The sequence below is a fragment of the Salmonella sp. 3C genome (assembly GCF_025426275.1).
Taxonomy (GTDB): Bacteria; Pseudomonadota; Gammaproteobacteria; order Enterobacterales; family Enterobacteriaceae; genus Salmonella; species Salmonella enterica.
In genome coordinates, this window is the sequence record NZ_CP104858.1 from 709,905 (window position 1) to 726,035 (window position 16,131).

The following is a 16,131-nucleotide window of genomic DNA, read 5'->3' on the forward strand; positions in this document are numbered from 1 at the left end:
GCCTGTAACAAGAAAAAGATCAGGAGTAAGCGATGTGTACGACTTGCGGTTGCGCTGAAGGCAACCTTTATATAGAAGGCGATGAACATAATCCGCACTCAGCGTTTCGTAGCGCGCCCTTTGCCCCAGCGGCTCGCCCGGCGCTGAATATTACCGGCATTAAAACGCCTGACTTTGCCCCAAGTCAGACCGCAGAAGGCGATCTGCATTACGGCCACGGCGAAGCCGGAACCCACGCGCCTGGTATGAGTCAGCGGCGGATGCTGGAGGTTGAAATCGACGTGCTGGACAAAAATAATCGTCTGGCTGAGCGCAACCGCGCCCGTTTCGCCGCCCGCCAGCAACTGGTGCTCAACCTGGTGTCCAGCCCCGGGTCCGGTAAAACCACCCTGCTGACTGAAACGCTAATGAAATTGAAAGACCGTGTACCGTGCGCGGTGATTGAAGGCGACCAGCAGACAGTGAACGACGCCGCCCGCATCCGCGCTACCGGCACGCCCGCCATTCAGGTCAACACCGGTAAAGGCTGCCATCTTGACGCGCAAATGATCGCCGACGCCGCGCCGCGCCTGCCGCTGGATGACCACGGTATTCTGTTTATCGAAAACGTCGGTAATCTCGTCTGCCCGGCCAGCTTCGATCTGGGCGAAAAGCATAAAGTCGCAGTGCTTTCCGTGACCGAAGGTGAAGATAAGCCGCTGAAATATCAGCATATGTTTGCCGCTGCGTCGCTCATGCTGCTCAATAAAGTCGATCTGCTGCCCTACCTCAATTTTGACGTTGAGAAGTGCATCGCCAGCGCGCGTGAAGTGAACCCGGAGATTGAAATTATCCTGATTTCCGCCACCAGCGGCGAAGGCATGGATCAGTGGCTGGCCTGGCTGGAGGCGCAGCGATGTGCATAGGCGTGCCGGGTCAAATCCGCGCCATTGACGGCAATCAGGCAAAAGTTGACGTCTGCGGCATTCAGCGCGACGTCGATCTCACATTAGTCGGCAGTTGTGATGAAAACGGTCAGCCGCGTCTGGGTCAGTGGGTGCTGGTTCATGTCGGATTCGCCATGAGCGTCATTAACGAAGCGGAAGCGCGCGACACGCTCGACGCGCTACAAAATATGTTTGATGTTGAGCCGGACGTCGGCGCACTGCTGTATGGTGAGGAGAGATAATGCGTTTTGTTGACGAGTACCGTGCGCCGGAACAGGTAATGCAGCTCATTGAACACCTGCGTGAACGCGCCGCCCTTCTTCCTTACACTGCCGAACGTCCGTTGCGCATTATGGAAGTCTGCGGGGGTCATACCCACGCAATTTTTAAATTTGGTCTCGATCAGTTACTGCCCGAAAACGTGGAATTTATTCACGGCCCCGGTTGTCCGGTCTGCGTGCTGCCGATGGGACGCATCGACAGTTGCGTGGAAATCGCCAGCCATCCGGAGGTGATTTTCTGCACCTTTGGCGATGCCATGCGCGTGCCGGGGAAACAGGGTTCTCTGTTGCAGGCTAAAGCGCGCGGCGCGGATGTCCGTATTGTTTACTCTCCGATGGACGCGCTGAAGCTGGCGCAGGATAACCCGACCCGCAAAGTGGTATTTTTCGGGCTGGGCTTTGAAACCACCATGCCGACCACCGCCATCACGCTGCAGCAGGCAAAACAGCGTGGCGTGCGAAACTTCTACTTTTTCTGCCAGCACATTACGCTGATCCCGACGCTGCGTAGCCTACTGGAGCAGCCGGACAACGGCATTGACGCCTTTCTTGCGCCAGGCCACGTCAGCATGGTCATCGGCACCGAGGCGTACCAGTTTATCGCCGCCGATTTTAATCGCCCGCTGGTGGTGGCTGGATTCGAACCGCTTGATCTACTGCAAGGCGTGGTCATGCTGGTTGAGCAGAAAATAGCGGCCCTAAGCCAGGTTGAAAACCAATACCGTCGCGTGGTGCCGGATGCCGGAAACATGCTGGCGCAGCAGGCCATCGCCGATGTGTTCTGCGTTAATGGCGACAGCGAGTGGCGCGGTCTGGGCGTGATTGAATCCTCCGGCGTCCACCTGACGCCAGAGTATCAGCGCTTTGACGCCGAAGCGCATTTCCGCCCAGCGCCACAACAGGTCTATGACGATCCGCGCGCCCGCTGCGGCGAAGTGCTGACCGGCAGATGCAAGCCGCATCAGTGCCCGCTATTTGGTAAAACATGTAATCCAGAGACCGCGTTCGGCGCGCTGATGGTCTCTTCCGAAGGCGCATGCGCCGCCTGGTATCAGTATCGTCAGCAGGAGTGTGAAGTTTGAACAATATACAACTCGCCCACGGCAGCGGCGGCCAGGCTATGCAACAGTTGATTAATAGCCTGTTTATGGAGGCCTTTGCCAACCCGTGGCTGGCGGAACAAGAAGATCAGGCGCGTCTGGAGCTGGCGCAACTGACGGCGGAGGGCGACCGTCTGGCGTTTTCTACCGATAGCTATGTGATCGATCCGCTCTTTTTCCCCGGCGGCAATATCGGCAAACTGGCGATTTGCGGTACGGCGAACGACGTTGCGGTGAGCGGCGCGATCCCCCGCTATCTCTCCTGCGGCTTTATCCTTGAAGAAGGGCTGCCGATGGAGACGTTAAAAAGCGTGGTCAATAGCATGGCGGCGACCGCGCGGGAAGCGGATATCGCCATTGTAACCGGCGACACCAAAGTTGTGCAGCGCGGCGCGGCGGATAAATTATTTATCAACACTGCCGGCATGGGGGCGATTCCCGCCGATATTCGCTGGGGCGCGCAAACGCTGAGCGTTGGCGATGTGCTGTTAGTCAGCGGTACGCTTGGCGATCACGGTGCCACTATCCTCAACCTGCGTGAGCAACTGGGACTGGATGGCGAGCTGGCGAGCGACTGCGCAGTATTAACGCCGCTTATTCAGACGCTGCGTCATATTGACGGAGTGAAGGCATTGCGTGACGCCACGCGCGGCGGCGTGAATGCGGTCGCCCATGAGTTTGCAACGTCCTGCGGTTACGGTATTGAATTGTCCGAATCCGCACTGCCGCTCAAACCTGCCGTGCGCGGCGTCTGCGAGCTGTTGGGGCTGGATGCCCTGAACTTTGCCAACGAAGGAAAACTGGTGATTGCCGTTGAACGGCAGGCCGCAGATCGGGCGTTGGCGGCATTACGCGCGCATCCGCTGGGACGTGATGCAGCGCTGATTGGCGAAGTCGTGGAACGCAAAGGCGTTCGCTTAGCCGGACTCTATGGCGTGAAGCGAACCCTTGATTTGCCACACGCCGAACCATTACCTCGTATATGCTAGCAGCCTGTTGGCAGCATACTGTAGGCCGGATAAGACGCATTTGCGTCGACATCCGGCATTAACGCTGCATGAACGCCTGATGGCGCTTTGCTTATCAGGCCTACGGAGTGTGTGACCAGCGAGTTTGCGGTCAGCCATCCAGCAATAACTTACGACTTATACCTATAATTCATTTACCGTTTTCGCACCGTTTTGCGGTATTTTCCTGGAAAAGCAACATGTCGTATACACCCATGAGCGATCTTGGACAGCAAGGCCTGTTCGATATCACTCGTACCTTATTGCAGCAGCCCGATTTGGCGTCGCTCAGTGAAGCGCTTTCGCAACTGGTAAAGCGTTCAGCGCTCGCCGACAGCGCCGGCATTGTGCTATGGCAGGCGCTGTCGCAACGCGCACAATATTATGCGACGCGAGAAAATGGCCGTCCTGTTGAATATGAAGATGAAACCGTACTGGCGCACGGCCCGGTACGTCGCATCCTTTCTCGCCCCGATGCATTGCACTGTAATTTCCATGAGTTTACCGAAACCTGGCCGCAGCTTGCCGCGAGCGGCCTCTACCCGGAATTTGGTCATTACTGTCTGCTTCCTTTAGCCGCGGAGGGCCGTATTTTCGGCGGCTGCGAATTCATCCGTCAGGAAGATCGCCCCTGGAGTGAAAAGGAATATGACCGTCTGCATACGTTTACCCAAATTGTCGGCGTGGTCGCCGAGCAAATTCAAAACCGGGTAAACAATAATGTCGATTATGATCTGTTGTGCCGCGAACGCGATAACTTCCGTATTCTGGTTGCGATCACCAACGCCGTCCTGTCGCGTCTGGATATTGATGAGCTGGTAAGCGAAGTCGCAAAAGAGATCCACCACTATTTCAATATCGACGCAATCAGCATCGTGTTGCGCAGCCATCGCAAAAATAAGCTGAATATCTACTCCACCCACTACCTTGATGAGCATCATCCGGCGCACGAACAGAGCGAAGTCGACGAAGCCGGCACGCTCACGGAGCGCGTCTTTAAAAGTAAAGAGATGCTGCTTATCAACCTCAACGAACGCGATCCGCTTGCTCCCTACGAACGCATGCTGTTCGATACCTGGGGCAATCAGATCCAGACGCTTTGCCTGCTGCCGTTGATGTCCGGCAAGACGATGCTTGGCGTGCTCAAACTGGCCCAGTGCGAAGAAAAAGTGTTTACCACCGCCAACCTCAAGCTGCTGCGTCAGATTGCCGAACGAGTAGCCATTGCCGTGGATAATGCGCTGGCCTATCAGGAAATCCACCGACTGAAGGAACGCCTGGTCGACGAAAACCTGGCGCTCACGGAGCAGCTTAATAACGTCGACAGCGAGTTTGGCGAGATCATCGGACGCAGCGAAGCGATGTACAACGTGCTAAAGCAGGTTGAGATGGTGGCGCAGAGCGACAGTACCGTGCTAATTCTGGGCGAAACGGGAACCGGTAAAGAGTTGATTGCCCGCGCCATTCACAACCTGAGCGGACGTAGCGGGCGCAGGATGGTAAAGATGAACTGCGCTGCGATGCCGGCGGGGCTGCTGGAAAGCGATCTGTTTGGTCATGAGCGCGGCGCGTTTACCGGCGCCAGCGCGCAGCGAATTGGCCGTTTCGAGCTGGCGGATAAAAGCTCGCTGTTTCTGGATGAAGTGGGCGACATGCCGCTGGAGCTACAGCCTAAGCTGCTGCGTGTCCTTCAGGAGCAAGAGTTTGAACGTCTCGGCAGCAATAAACTGATCCAGACCGACGTGCGGCTGATCGCCGCGACTAACCGCGATCTGAAAAAAATGGTCGCCGATCGCGAATTCCGTAACGATCTCTACTATCGGCTGAATGTATTTCCGATCCAGCTTCCTCCGTTACGCGAACGTCCGGAAGATATACCACTACTGGTCAAAGCGTTCACCTTCAAAATCGCCCGCCGAATGGGGCGTAATATCGACAGCATTCCCGCCGAAACGCTGCGCACGCTCAGCAGCATGGAATGGCCGGGGAACGTTCGCGAACTGGAGAATGTCGTCGAGCGCGCCGTGCTGCTGACGCGCGGCAATGTGCTACAACTGTCGCTGCCGGATATTACCGCCGTAACACCCGATACCTCGCCTGTTGCGACTGAAAGCGTCAAAGAAGGCGAAGATGAATATCAGCTTATTATACGCGTGCTGAAAGAGACCAATGGCGTAGTGGCTGGACCAAAAGGCGCGGCGCAGCGTCTGGGGCTTAAACGAACCACCCTGTTGTCGCGTATGAAGCGATTGGGTATTGATAAAGACGCGTTAGCGTAACGGGTTGCCGGATCTGATCCGGCCTGGAGATGATGCGCGCCGTAGGCCTGGCGCTTCCCCTTCACTTCTTGCGCTGATATTTTTCCGGCAATTCCGGAACGGGGCGCTTATCGTCGATAAGGTGCCGCACGGTCAGGACAGGATGCCGCCAAAGCATTCGCGGACCTGCCCAACGCATAATCTGCTTCATCTCCTCGCGTTTAGCCGGCTGATAGCAGTGCACCGGGCACTGCTTACAGGCGGGTTTTTCCTCGCCAAATACGCATTTATCAAGACGTTTTTGCGCGTAGGCGAACAGCGCGTCGTAATGCCCCTGCACCGCTGACGCCTGTGGGCACTGGCTTTCATACAGCGCGATCATTTTTTTGATCGTCAGTTTTTCACGAGCGATACGTTTACCAGGCATCGTGCTCTCTCCGAACATTAAGGTGTATTTATTTTACACCTTATCCCTCTTTAGCACTATCACTGCATATCATCGCCATTACGCAAATAAGAATTATTTTCATTTATTCATACCTTGTGCTATATAACATAGCAAAGGCTATATTCGATGATTAATTAACCACATTGTTGCGAGGGATACTATGACGAATCTACATCGTCTGAAAACACTCCTGATTGCCGGTATTGTCGCGATACTCGCGCTATCGCCAGCCTATGCAAAAGAGAAATTTAAAGTCATCACCACGTTTACCGTTATTGCCGACATGGCGAAAAACGTGGCGGGCGACGCAGCGGAAGTCAGCTCAATTACCAAGCCCGGCGCTGAAATCCATGAGTATCAGCCAACGCCCGGCGATATTAAACGAGCGCAGGGGGCACAGCTTATCCTCGCGAATGGTCTGAACCTGGAGCGATGGTTCGCCCGCTTTTATCAGCACCTTTCCGGCGTGCCGGAAGTCGTCGTCTCCACCGGTGTCAAACCGATGGGCATTACCGAAGGCCCGTATAACGGTAAACCGAACCCGCACGCCTGGATGTCGGCAGAAAACGCGCTGATTTATGTCGATAACATTCGCGACGCCCTGGTGAAGTACGATCCGGATAATGCGCAGATCTATAAGCAAAACGCCGAACGCTATAAAGCGAAAATTCGCCAGATGGCCGATCCGTTGCGTGCCGAACTGGAAAAAATTCCCGCCGATCAGCGCTGGCTGGTCACCAGTGAAGGCGCGTTCTCTTACCTGGCGCGCGATAACGACATGAAAGAGCTTTATCTCTGGCCAATTAACGCCGATCAACAGGGGACGCCAAAACAGGTGCGTAAAGTGATTGATACCATTAAAAAGCACCATATTCCCGCCATCTTTAGCGAGAGTACGGTTTCCGATAAACCGGCCCGTCAGGTCGCGCGTGAATCCGGCGCGCATTATGGCGGCGTACTGTATGTCGATTCTCTGAGCGCCGCTGACGGCCCTGTGCCAACCTATCTGGATCTGCTGCGCGTCACGACCGAAACCATCGTCAACGGCATTAACGACGGACTGAGGAGTCAACAATGAGTCAATCTGCGATTACCGTTGATCAAGTCACGGTGACGTATCGCAACGGTCATACCGCCCTACGGGACGCCACTTTTCAGGTGCCTGGCGGTTCAATCGCCGCGCTGGTAGGCGTAAATGGTTCCGGTAAGTCTACGTTATTTAAAGCGTTAATGGGCTTTGTGCATCTTGCGCAGGGCGATATCACTATCCTGCAACAGTCAGTCAACAAGGCACTGAAAAAAAACCTCATTGCTTATGTTCCGCAATCGGAAGAAGTGGACTGGTCATTTCCGGTGCTGGTAGAAGATGTGGTGATGATGGGACGCTACGGCCATATGGGCTGGCTACGCCGTCCCAGTGCGCATGATCACGCCTGTGTTGACGCCGCGCTGGCGCGGGTGGATATGCAGGAATATCGTCACAGGCAGATTGGCGAGCTGTCCGGCGGGCAGAAAAAACGTGTGTTTCTTGCCAGGGCCATCGCTCAGGATGGACAAGTAATCCTGCTGGATGAACCTTTTACCGGCGTGGATGTAAAAACCGAAGCGCGAATCATCGATCTACTACGGGAACTGCGCGATGAAGGCCGCACGATGCTGGTCTCAACGCATAATCTCGGCTCCGTCACCGAGTTTTGCGACTATACGGTAATGATTAAAGGAACCGTACTGGCCAGCGGCCCTACCGAAACCACGTTTACCGCCGCGAATCTGGAACAGGCGTTTAGCGGCGTTCTACGTCATATCGCGCTAAGCGGAGGCGAAGAGCACATCATCACCGATGACGAGCGCCCCTTTATTTCCCGGCGCGTGGCCAGCGGAGGAAAATCGTCATGAACTGGCTTGTTGAGCCGTTTGGCTACCAGTATATGCTCAACGCGATGTGGGTCTCCGCAATGGTGGGCGGTCTGTGCGCGTTTCTCTCCTGCTATTTGATGCTCAAAGGCTGGTCGCTCATTGGCGATGCGCTATCTCACTCTATTGTGCCTGGCGTCGCTGGCGCCTGGATGTTAGGGCTGCCCTTCTCGCTCGGCGCGTTTCTTTCCGGCGGACTGGCGGCAGGCAGTATGCTCTTTCTTAACCAACGCTCACGCCTGAAAGAAGACGCGATTATCGGGCTTATCTTCTCCTCTTTTTTTGGCGTCGGCCTTTTTATGGTGTCGCTCAATCCGATGTCGGTGAATATCCAGACGATTATTCTCGGTAACGTGCTGGCGATCGCGCCAGCGGATATTGCGCAACTGGCGATTATCGGCGCAGTCTCGCTGACGATTCTGCTGTTAAAGTGGAAAGATCTGATGGTCGTCTTTTTCGATGAGACCCATGCGCGTTCTATCGGGCTTAATCCGGGTCGACTAAAGCTGTTGTTTTTCACTCTATTGTCCGTCTCTACCGTGGCGGCCCTGCAAACCGTTGGGGCGTTCCTGGTGATCTGTCTCGTCGTCACGCCGGGCGCGACGGCCTGGTTACTCACCGACCGTTTTCCACGTCTGCTCATGATTGCCGTCGTGATTGGTAGCCTGACCAGTTTTCTGGGCGCATGGCTTAGCTACTGGCTGGATGGCGCCACTGGCGGAATTATTGTCGTCATGCAAACCTTACTGTTCATCACAGCCTTTATTTTCGCCCCGAAACACGGTCTGTTAGCCAACCGTCGACGCGCCCGCCTGCAGAAGGAGCCGACATGTTCTTAACAACGTTACTGGAACCCTTTCAGTTTGATTTTATGGTGAACGCCCTTATGGTTTCGGTCATTGTGGCGATTCCCTGCGCCTTACTGTCCGTGTTTTTAGTGTTAAAAGGCTGGGCGTTAATGGGCGATGCAATGAGTCATGCGGTATTCCCCGGGGTCGTGCTGGCATATATTGTGGGGATCCCCCTGGCGATTGGCGCCTTCATTGCCGGATTATTTTGCGCTATCGCGACCGGCTATCTGGACGATAACAGCCGCATCAAACGTGATACGGTGATGGGCATCGTCTTTTCCGGGATGTTTGGCGCAGGTCTGGTGCTCTATGTTTCTATTCAATCGGAAGTGCATCTGGATCACATCCTGTTTGGGGATATGCTGGGCGTATCGCTGGGGGATATCGTACAAACGTCGGTTATTGCGCTGGGTATTGCGTTAATCATAGGGCTGAAATGGAAAGATCTCCTGCTACACGCTTTTGACCCGCACCAGGCGAAAGCCAGCGGGCTGAATACCACGCTACTGCATTATGGCCTGCTATGTATGATTGCGCTGACTATCGTCGCCACGCTGAAATCGGTGGGCATTATTCTGTCGATCTCACTGCTTATCGCCCCCGGCGCAATTGCCATTTTGCTGACGCGACGCTTTGCGCGCGCGCTGGGATTAGCGGTGAGTCTGTCAGTTATTACCGCTTTTGCGGGCGTCTATCTGTCTTTTTATCTTGATAGCGCGCCAGCGCCGACCATAGTGGTATTATTTGCCATCGTATTTATTGCGGTATTTATTTACGCAACATGGCGCGACAGGCGTAATGAAATCGTACCAGAGGCGCAAGGTTAACACTTTTTTGCCTGCTATTCAGGAAACATACGGTCATAATATAGAGTAGTCTTATGGCGCTGGAAGGATTTCCTCTGGCAGGCAACCTTATAATTTCATTACGGTTTAAGTAAAGACTTATATTCAGCTATCCTTTTTTATGAGCGGATATAGAGAGTTTTTTATCGTTTAGCATAACGGCATTGTTATCGAATCGCTCATAAAGCGTTTCATTCTTTTTGTTTACTATACTGCTTCCCGCCGCCGGATTGGCCTCCACATATTCATTTAATCGTTGTACGCCTTGAGTATGTTTGTAAAAACTCACCGGCAGATAGCGGTCTGCTTTATCGGACGGGAGAAAAGGTTCTTCACCACACAGACGTTCACAAATATTATCTTCATGAATTTTTACTAAGTTCATAAATTCAAGCTGAAGTTTTTTGGCGAGCGCCAGGCTAAAAATACCGCATTCAGAAGAGCTTCGTTGAATGTCCAGCTCGACCATAGCAAAATAACAATCAGGCAGTTGTTCACGTTCAAGAGCTGCTTTGGTCCTCAACGCCAGTAAAGCAGGTCCAAAAGCGCTACACGCTGCTGGTTCGAACAAAATCACCGATGTCTTTCCGTCCATAACTCTAAAATCGACGACTGAAATATGGATACCTGAACTTCCCATATTTACGAGAAATCGGGCAGATTCAACGCCTTCCATTCTGGTCTCCTTTATAGAGGAAACAAGCTCATGGACTGACATAACAAATTTAAGATTTAACTCTGGATACTTCTTATTGGCCTGTGCAACAAGAAAAGGCATCATTTCGAGATCGGTTTCCTCGTAACTGATATGAATCCAGCTGCCATCTATAATTTCACTTTCCAGACGCTCAACAATACAGGTCAATGCTTCGGTGTTTAGCTCCCCGCTGACGTCAGGCTGAGGCGATAAACTCGCCCCCATATTACGAGTCGTAGGACTTAGCATACTTTTCCCTCCACATGATAGCTCCTGCACCGAAAATATCATCTTTAACTTTTCAGATTCAATATATTGCCTGCAAAAATATGCCTCAATGATTGAGCCAGGCTACCAACCACCTCCGGATGATTATATATAAGAATTACTACTCAAAAAATCTTTTTTATAATAAAAGCTCAACACATGGTCATAAATGATAAAAAATATTTTAATTCATTCCTACCGCAATCGGTAACGCGCAATTATCGTCAGGTACAGCAGGGTTATGTGCAAAAGCAGTGCGCTGTAAATGCGCGTCTAGTTTCAGTCCCCGGAACAGCGATAGCGGTGAAGAGTCCATCCCCAAACGATACATAACCTTCTTACGATAAATACTGACGGTTTTTGTTCCCAGACCAAATTTTTTCGCCAGTTCAATTGCCGGATGTCCGGAGGATAATAATATCAGCAGCGCATATTTCGCCTGCGTGACACCGGGAGGTAGATTCCACCAGGCGTATTGATTGATATTAAACAATACCTCTTCCGGCGTCTCGCCGGCATTAAAAGCATACGTAGCAGCCACGGTTTTCTTTTGTGGCCTGTGGCAGAAACGCAGCCAGGCTTCCGGAAGACGGAGCTTCTCTCGATCCGAGCGGATAGCGCAGGATAGTTCGTCTTTTAAAACATAATCCATAACGCCAAAATATTGCAGCACACAGCGATCGATATAATACAAGCGATCTGCCACTACCAAAACTTTACGGTTCTGCAACCGCGTCAGCAACGCATGAAAAAGATAAACATGCTCATGCGGGTTCAAAGCTAAAATCAGCCCGGCATCCGGCATATCGGATAGAGAATGCAAAAGTGCAGTTAATGAGTTACACGTTTTAACGCACTTTTCCGGATATTTTTGCTTAAAAATAGACTGAAGGGCATAACAATTAGTCCAGTTAATACCGTATATAATTACATTTCTCATTTATTTATCCTTTTTTGAAAACTGACCACAGCTTCGGTAATGATTTTTCTTCCTGGCGACTACTGCGCAAGTAGATAACGCCTTCTTACTACAAAGGTAATAAGACCAGATACGTTATTACATGCGCAATGTCGTTACCGAAATGAATTCCTTTTACAAATCTGATAATGATTAAATTTGCTGTTTTACTTTACTGTAATCTCTTAGAGTACAACGATTGCCCGGCGCCTGGTGGCCATGTATGTCTGACAATGAACGCTTTCGATTCCCTTTCATTAACTACATATCACTGGTGTAGCGATACTGAAATATACACTACGATTAAAAAAATATTTGGTATCTGTAACGCAAACAGATAGTAACGTTTAAAATAATTTCACAAATCAATGGTTCATTGTACGCATAAAGCTAAGCGGTGTAATCTTAAAATGCCGTTTAAAAATAGCGATAAAATAAGAAGGCGTATCATAGCCACACATCGTCGCGACTTGTGAAATATTTCCAGCCCCCATACGTAATAATTTTATAGCCTGATTCATACGAGCATCCAGGTATATTTTGCTAAAACTCACCTCTTCAGCGGCCAGTTTTCGCTTCAGACTTGATACGCTCATAAACAGCTTTCCCGCCACCTCAGCCTGTGACCATTTGCGGGTGAGATCGCTGATAATAATGTTATAAACTTTCTCTTTTGTCGTAATTTTTATTGCTCGCTCAAGGAAATCAAACCCACCGGGCTTACGTACAAATGCCGATATAAGATACATCAATGAGAAATATGAATAATCATGATCATCAATACTCACATTACTACAAACCCGTGGACATGCCACACCATGCAAAATAGAGTCAAAAGTATCACTCATCCCTGGCAACAAGTCCGCATGAAAAAAATACTTTGGTTTCGTTTTTAATGATAGCTCTCGATCATTATAGTTTCTTGTACTGTAAAAAACTTTGTAGAATTTTTGCATTAAGTCATAGGAAACTTCCAGTGAAGAAAAATCAATATGCCCTTCTATTTCGCTCATACTAAGCGTGATTGTTTGATCTTTTTCCAATAAAAATAAACACGGCGCAGATTGTTCGATGAACTCCCCAAATTCGTTTTCAATTCGCAAACTGCCTTTATTAAGTTTAAACAATAAGCAGTTTGCGACATAATAGTCTCTTACGTCAGCTAATCCATTTATTAATGGAAATTTGTTCGGCTGTTGAAGGTGATTATTGCTAATGGCCTCAACTGATTTATTCATTGAAGGCAATACCATATTTTATCCTGTGTGCTATAAGGAACTCAAAATCGTTATATTCTTATAAACAAATAATTAAAACTCACAGAGATGATTTAAATCCGATTTTTTTATTATTATAGCCAATAATTACATTCCAACGCGCGTTCATTTCGTCACAAAAAGATACCCTTACAAACTTTATGCACAATTTTGTAATGAAAGCTTACAATATTAATATAATCATTTCAGAATAAAACGGCTGGCAGACATCTTAATAATCCATATACATCAATAAGATAGACACACTGGCATGGTGCATTTTCTGCATTATTTACTGATATATACACCATACCTTATCACAAATCGCCAGCAATGGGGGTTCACCAGTCAATTGCCTCTTTGTTTTCCCCGCCCGATAAAATAATCTCCTGCATCCAGGAGGTCATTTGTGACTGTGCGTTCATTGTACCAACTAATACCCCGTTTAAAGCCTCATATAAATGGGTGCCCGGTTCAACTTTTGCTAACATGTTTTGTAGCATAGCCGTTTGCTGCTCAAAAGAAACAAAAGCCGAATCACCACTGTTAGGATCTTTGAAGGCATTCATCTCTTGATAAATGCTATCTTTAAGCGTTTCAGAAGAGGCTGACTCAGGAAGCGCCAAAAGTCGTTGGTAGAATGCATCATAAAGATCAACGTCGCCGCCATTGCTTAAAGGCGCGCTATCCACATTATTCAGCATAGCGGCCCTGGCACTCAACGAAACCACACCCGTCGCTTCAGTATCTGCTGTCGGGACCAAATAAGAAGTCGGAATCGAACCCGGTATCACCTTATAACCTCCGCTTGCGTTTTTGTCTTCCATTCATCAATAAGTGCGTTAATGGCGTTATCAGAAATTGTCCGGCAGTCTTGTGGAAGTTCATCAAGATGATGCTTAATGACGCCTACTGCCGTTTCAACAAATTGTTCAGGTGAAAATTCTGCGATCTGATCGCCGCAACTCATGATAAAGCGCTGTTCCTGATGATATTTAAGATTAAAAGTGCCTGGCCAGTTCTCCATAAGCAACACCATCAGTTTTTGGTGATCTTTTTTCGCATTAACTGGCAGTGTTAAAAAAAGTTGCCCCTCAGGCTTATCGAAATCCCTTAGCCACTCATCCAGGACGGTTAAAAGCGTTTCGGGATGGTCGACCGCAGCTGAAAATAACTCGCGGGCATAAATCTGTATTTTTTCCATCCACTTCCAGGCCATTGTCTGATTATCAGTAAGATAAGCGGCGACCTGCTGTAACGCGTCTATCATTCCCTGCTCGTAACCTTCCTGATAGGCGTACATCCGCAAGGTCTTTGCCTCTTCTTCCGCCTCTCGCAAAATACGCTTAGCCCGTTGATGCGCCTGCTGTTCTAATCTTTCAATAGAGAAATAACGTTCCAGCGTTTTACGCTTTATCAGTATCCCCTCAACAGGCGAAAGCGGGGACGGTATTGGGATATTTTTGAGCATATTGTAAGGCCAGTAGCAAAATTGACATTTCTACAGCATCCTGCTTCAATGCCTCCTCAATAAATGGAGGAAAAAGCAAAGGAAAACGCTGTGCTAAAGATTCAGGTAAAAATTCATTTAGGGCATTTAACTGTGCATACCCGACGCTAAGTAAAAACCGGTGATTCGGCGCCTTATTGCAGACAGATAAACTTGTTCCCTGATGCATTGCCAAAAATGCTTGCGCCCAATCCGGCAGGCCAAGCAAGGCTCCCTGCCTTGCCAGATCGGCTCTCAGTTTATGGCAACCGAGTAAATACGCTACTTGCGGCAGTCGGCGCCACTGACGCAGCCACAGCTGCGTCAGTGAGTTTTGAATACACTCCTTTTCTCCGTTCTTAAGCCGCCATGCCGCCAGTATTAACTCATTTGCCGCCGCCCTGGCGGCGGGTCTGACAATCATTTCCGGCGCTATCTGCAACCGCTGAGGATGGATATACGATAACGGATCAAAAATGATTCTTTGCCAGATAATGGGTAATGGCTGCCTATTCATTTGACGATTTCGCCTTATCATCAGCCGTTATGCCTTTCTTATTGCGGGCATAATGGTTTTTGCAATACCAGACGCCAAAGCCTGCTGACATCACGGATAACAAAATAATCAACACAATCCAACTGGTTGCAAAAGAATTACGTTTTACTGGTGTGCCGGGAGCCTGTAATTGGGCATCAGAACGTTCTGACAACACAACAGAAATGTTGTCATAATCCACATCGGCAAAACTATTCTTTAAGAAACGCTTGATATCGCTGATCTGATGCGCAAGCGGCGAACCTCGTTCATATACGGCTAATGCCGACAGATGAACAGGTTTTGGCGGGCGGCCATTTTCACCAGCATCAATATCATAACTAATATGGACCCTGGCGGAGAGCACGCCCTCCATCGTCTGTAATGACTGTTCCAGTCGCTGTTCAATAGCCGAATATAACCTGGCCTTTTCAGCTCGCGGAGACGATACCAGCGAATCCGCCGGGAACATCTGCGCTATTTCCACCCGTGGCCGGGGAGGAAGCTGATAAGTTTTAATCCAGTACACCGCAGCGGTAAAATCAGGCTCAGCAACGGTAATGCTATAGCCCAATTTTCCGCTATCAATTTTATTCGCCTCTATATTGTGCATTTGCAGAACGGCAATGACCTCATTAGCCTGTTCCTGGTCCAGTCCTTTTAAAAGATCCTTATCCTTACAGCCGGCAAGGGTCATTACCAGCAGAAAAGTATATAGATATCGACGAATCATGAGCGTAATAGCGTTTCAACAGCCCCGACTCCTTTACGAGTAAGGGTACTGACCATAGAAACATACAGGTTATAATCTGAAATCATCTCTTGCGAAATAGCCAGCTCTTTAGGATCCGTCACCAGATTAGGGTCCTCAATCCTGTTGGTAATCGTCTGTTTATCCACAGCCGTGGCAATCGCCGAACCAGAAAAAGCCTGGAGTAGCCGGTCATCCAGCGAGACAATGTCCGTTTCCATAGACCTGATATTGACCGCCTGCCCTATAACGGCATTCTCAGGGACAATAGTTGCAATCGACATAATCCACCTTATAACTGATTAACGGAAGTTCTGAATAATGGCAGCATCAATATCCTTAAAGACTTTTACCGTGTTCGATTGCGCGTTACGGTACAAGTTATATTCCGAGAGCTTACTCTGATACGCCGCCAGTAGCGCCGGATCGGAGGGTTTTGCTGCTAATTTATCCAGCGCCTCTGTTACCTGCGTTTGTAGATTATCAACGCCCGTATCAAATTTTGCTGAGACGTCATCCAGATAGCCTGACCAAGGTGTTGCCATAAT

At 49.9% G+C, this 16,131-nt stretch carries 18 protein-coding genes and 1 pseudogene; 9 read left to right on the top strand and 10 right to left on the bottom strand.

Annotated features, from left to right (window positions below; translation table 11 throughout):
- Window positions 1-32 precede the first annotated feature (32 nt).
- From hypB to flhA, 5 genes are all read left to right on the top strand, one after another.
- Window positions 33-905, top strand: a complete 873-nt coding sequence (hypB, locus tag N7E69_RS03320; protein ID WP_000337639.1) for a hydrogenase nickel incorporation protein HypB — start codon at window positions 33-35, stop codon at window positions 903-905.
- Window positions 896-1,168, top strand: coding sequence for a hydrogenase 3 maturation protein HypC (gene hypC, locus N7E69_RS03325; RefSeq protein ID WP_000334871.1), 273 nt, complete (start codon window positions 896-898; stop codon window positions 1,166-1,168). Before hypB ends, hypC begins: the two co-directional genes overlap by 10 nt.
- Complete coding sequence (hypD, locus tag N7E69_RS03330; RefSeq protein ID WP_001212964.1) at window positions 1,168-2,289, top strand: hydrogenase formation protein HypD; 1,122 nt, start codon at window positions 1,168-1,170, stop codon at window positions 2,287-2,289. Before hypC ends, hypD begins: the two co-directional genes overlap by 1 nt.
- On the top strand, window positions 2,286-3,296 hold the full coding sequence (gene hypE, locus N7E69_RS03335) for a hydrogenase expression/formation protein HypE (RefSeq protein ID WP_001059954.1): 1,011 nt from the start codon (window positions 2,286-2,288) through the stop codon (window positions 3,294-3,296). The genes hypD and hypE overlap by 4 nt, the downstream gene beginning before the upstream one ends.
- Before the next feature lie 218 nt (window positions 3,297-3,514).
- Window positions 3,515-5,593: a formate hydrogenlyase transcriptional activator FlhA gene (gene flhA, locus N7E69_RS03340; protein ID WP_000122683.1), complete on the top strand. Its 2,079-nt coding sequence runs from the start codon at window positions 3,515-3,517 to the stop codon at window positions 5,591-5,593.
- 61 nt (window positions 5,594-5,654) lie between these two features.
- On the opposite strand, the gene N7E69_RS03345 is transcribed toward flhA, so the two are convergent.
- A complete protein-coding gene (locus N7E69_RS03345) occupies window positions 5,655-5,999 on the bottom strand; it encodes a nitrous oxide-stimulated promoter family protein (protein WP_001117938.1) in 345 nt (114 codons plus the stop codon).
- Window positions 6,000-6,180: 181 nt separating this feature from the next.
- Between N7E69_RS03345 and sitA the strand changes: the two genes are divergently transcribed.
- Genes sitA through sitD form a run of 4 tightly spaced genes read left to right on the top strand, consistent with a single transcriptional unit; the run spans window position 6,181 to window position 9,612 of the window.
- A complete protein-coding gene (gene sitA / locus N7E69_RS03350) occupies window positions 6,181-7,098 on the top strand; it encodes an iron/manganese ABC transporter substrate-binding protein SitA (protein WP_000182930.1) in 918 nt (305 codons plus the stop codon).
- Complete coding sequence (gene sitB, locus N7E69_RS03355) at window positions 7,095-7,916, top strand: iron/manganese ABC transporter ATP-binding protein SitB (protein WP_000083151.1); 822 nt, start codon at window positions 7,095-7,097, stop codon at window positions 7,914-7,916. The genes sitA and sitB overlap by 4 nt, the downstream gene beginning before the upstream one ends.
- Window positions 7,913-8,773 (top strand): iron/manganese ABC transporter permease subunit SitC, encoded by an 861-nt coding sequence (gene sitC / locus N7E69_RS03360; protein ID WP_001104336.1) that lies wholly within the window; start codon window positions 7,913-7,915, stop codon window positions 8,771-8,773. The genes sitB and sitC overlap by 4 nt, the downstream gene beginning before the upstream one ends.
- On the top strand, window positions 8,764-9,612 hold the full coding sequence (sitD, locus tag N7E69_RS03365) for an iron/manganese ABC transporter permease subunit SitD (RefSeq protein ID WP_000480209.1): 849 nt from the start codon (window positions 8,764-8,766) through the stop codon (window positions 9,610-9,612). The genes sitC and sitD overlap by 10 nt, the downstream gene beginning before the upstream one ends.
- Before the next feature lie 98 nt (window positions 9,613-9,710).
- Here the strand turns inward: sitD and avrA are convergent.
- The 9 genes and pseudogenes from avrA to prgI form a co-directional block, all read right to left on the bottom strand.
- Window positions 9,711-10,618, bottom strand: a pseudogene (gene avrA / locus N7E69_RS03370) (type III secretion system YopJ family effector AvrA).
- A 160-nt stretch (window positions 10,619-10,778) separates the two neighbouring features.
- The gene (sprB, locus tag N7E69_RS03375) at window positions 10,779-11,534 is read right to left on the bottom strand and encodes a transcriptional regulator SprB (protein ID WP_001246656.1); all 756 of its coding nucleotides are present in this window, start codon (window positions 11,532-11,534) and stop codon (window positions 10,779-10,781) included.
- Between the two features lie 383 nt (window positions 11,535-11,917).
- On the bottom strand, window positions 11,918-12,805 hold the full coding sequence (hilC, locus tag N7E69_RS03380; protein ID WP_000243998.1) for an invasion transcriptional regulator HilC: 888 nt from the start codon (window positions 12,803-12,805) through the stop codon (window positions 11,918-11,920).
- Window positions 12,806-13,149: 344 nt separating this feature from the next.
- On the bottom strand, window positions 13,150-13,602 hold the full coding sequence (locus N7E69_RS03385) for a type III secretion system effector protein OrgC (RefSeq protein WP_000612164.1): 453 nt from the start codon (window positions 13,600-13,602) through the stop codon (window positions 13,150-13,152).
- Window positions 13,599-14,279 carry a type III secretion system linker protein OrgB gene (gene orgB, locus N7E69_RS03390; protein WP_000916654.1) on the bottom strand — a complete coding sequence of 227 codons (681 nt, stop codon included), beginning with the start codon at window positions 14,277-14,279 and terminating at the stop codon, window positions 13,599-13,601. The genes N7E69_RS03385 and orgB overlap by 4 nt, the downstream gene beginning before the upstream one ends.
- Entirely contained in the window at window positions 14,236-14,835 is a 600-nt protein-coding gene (gene orgA / locus N7E69_RS03395) for an oxygen-regulated invasion protein OrgA (RefSeq protein ID WP_001574876.1), read from the bottom strand. Before orgA ends, orgB begins: the two co-directional genes overlap by 44 nt.
- Window positions 14,807-15,565 carry a type III secretion system inner membrane ring lipoprotein PrgK gene (gene prgK, locus N7E69_RS03400; protein ID WP_108610886.1) on the bottom strand — a complete coding sequence of 253 codons (759 nt, stop codon included), beginning with the start codon at window positions 15,563-15,565 and terminating at the stop codon, window positions 14,807-14,809. Before prgK ends, orgA begins: the two co-directional genes overlap by 29 nt.
- A complete protein-coding gene (gene prgJ, locus N7E69_RS03405) occupies window positions 15,562-15,867 on the bottom strand; it encodes a type III secretion system inner rod protein PrgJ (protein ID WP_000020431.1) in 306 nt (101 codons plus the stop codon). Before prgJ ends, prgK begins: the two co-directional genes overlap by 4 nt.
- Window positions 15,868-15,885: 18 nt before the next feature.
- On the bottom strand, window positions 15,886-16,128 hold the full coding sequence (gene prgI, locus N7E69_RS03410) for a type III secretion system needle filament protein PrgI (protein WP_000235228.1): 243 nt from the start codon (window positions 16,126-16,128) through the stop codon (window positions 15,886-15,888).
- Window positions 16,129-16,131: the final 3 nt, after the last annotated feature.

Coding starts and splice junctions, on each gene's coding strand:
- hypD (WP_001212964.1), top strand. CDS start 1,168: ATGCGTTTTGTTGACGAGTACCGTGCGCCGGAACAGGTAATGCAGCTC.
- hypB (WP_000337639.1), top strand. CDS start 33: ATGTGTACGACTTGCGGTTGCGCTGAAGGCAACCTTTATATAGAAGGC.
- sitD (WP_000480209.1), top strand. CDS start 8,764: ATGTTCTTAACAACGTTACTGGAACCCTTTCAGTTTGATTTTATGGTG.
- flhA (WP_000122683.1), top strand. CDS start 3,515: ATGTCGTATACACCCATGAGCGATCTTGGACAGCAAGGCCTGTTCGAT.
- N7E69_RS03345 (WP_001117938.1), bottom strand. CDS start 5,999: ATGCCTGGTAAACGTATCGCTCGTGAAAAACTGACGATCAAAAAAATG.
- prgK (WP_108610886.1), bottom strand. CDS start 15,565: ATGATTCGTCGATATCTATATACTTTTCTGCTGGTAATGACCCTTGCC.
- prgJ (WP_000020431.1), bottom strand. CDS start 15,867: ATGTCGATTGCAACTATTGTCCCTGAGAATGCCGTTATAGGGCAGGCG.
- orgB (WP_000916654.1), bottom strand. CDS start 14,279: ATGCTCAAAAATATCCCAATACCGTCCCCGCTTTCGCCTGTTGAGGGG.
- prgI (WP_000235228.1), bottom strand. CDS start 16,128: ATGGCAACACCTTGGTCAGGCTATCTGGATGACGTCTCAGCAAAATTT.
- sitC (WP_001104336.1), top strand. CDS start 7,913: ATGAACTGGCTTGTTGAGCCGTTTGGCTACCAGTATATGCTCAACGCG.
- orgA (WP_001574876.1), bottom strand. CDS start 14,835: ATGATAAGGCGAAATCGTCAAATGAATAGGCAGCCATTACCCATTATC.
- sprB (WP_001246656.1), bottom strand. CDS start 11,534: ATGAGAAATGTAATTATATACGGTATTAACTGGACTAATTGTTATGCC.
- sitA (WP_000182930.1), top strand. CDS start 6,181: ATGACGAATCTACATCGTCTGAAAACACTCCTGATTGCCGGTATTGTC.
- sitB (WP_000083151.1), top strand. CDS start 7,095: ATGAGTCAATCTGCGATTACCGTTGATCAAGTCACGGTGACGTATCGC.
- hilC (WP_000243998.1), bottom strand. CDS start 12,805: ATGGTATTGCCTTCAATGAATAAATCAGTTGAGGCCATTAGCAATAAT.
- hypC (WP_000334871.1), top strand. CDS start 896: ATGTGCATAGGCGTGCCGGGTCAAATCCGCGCCATTGACGGCAATCAG.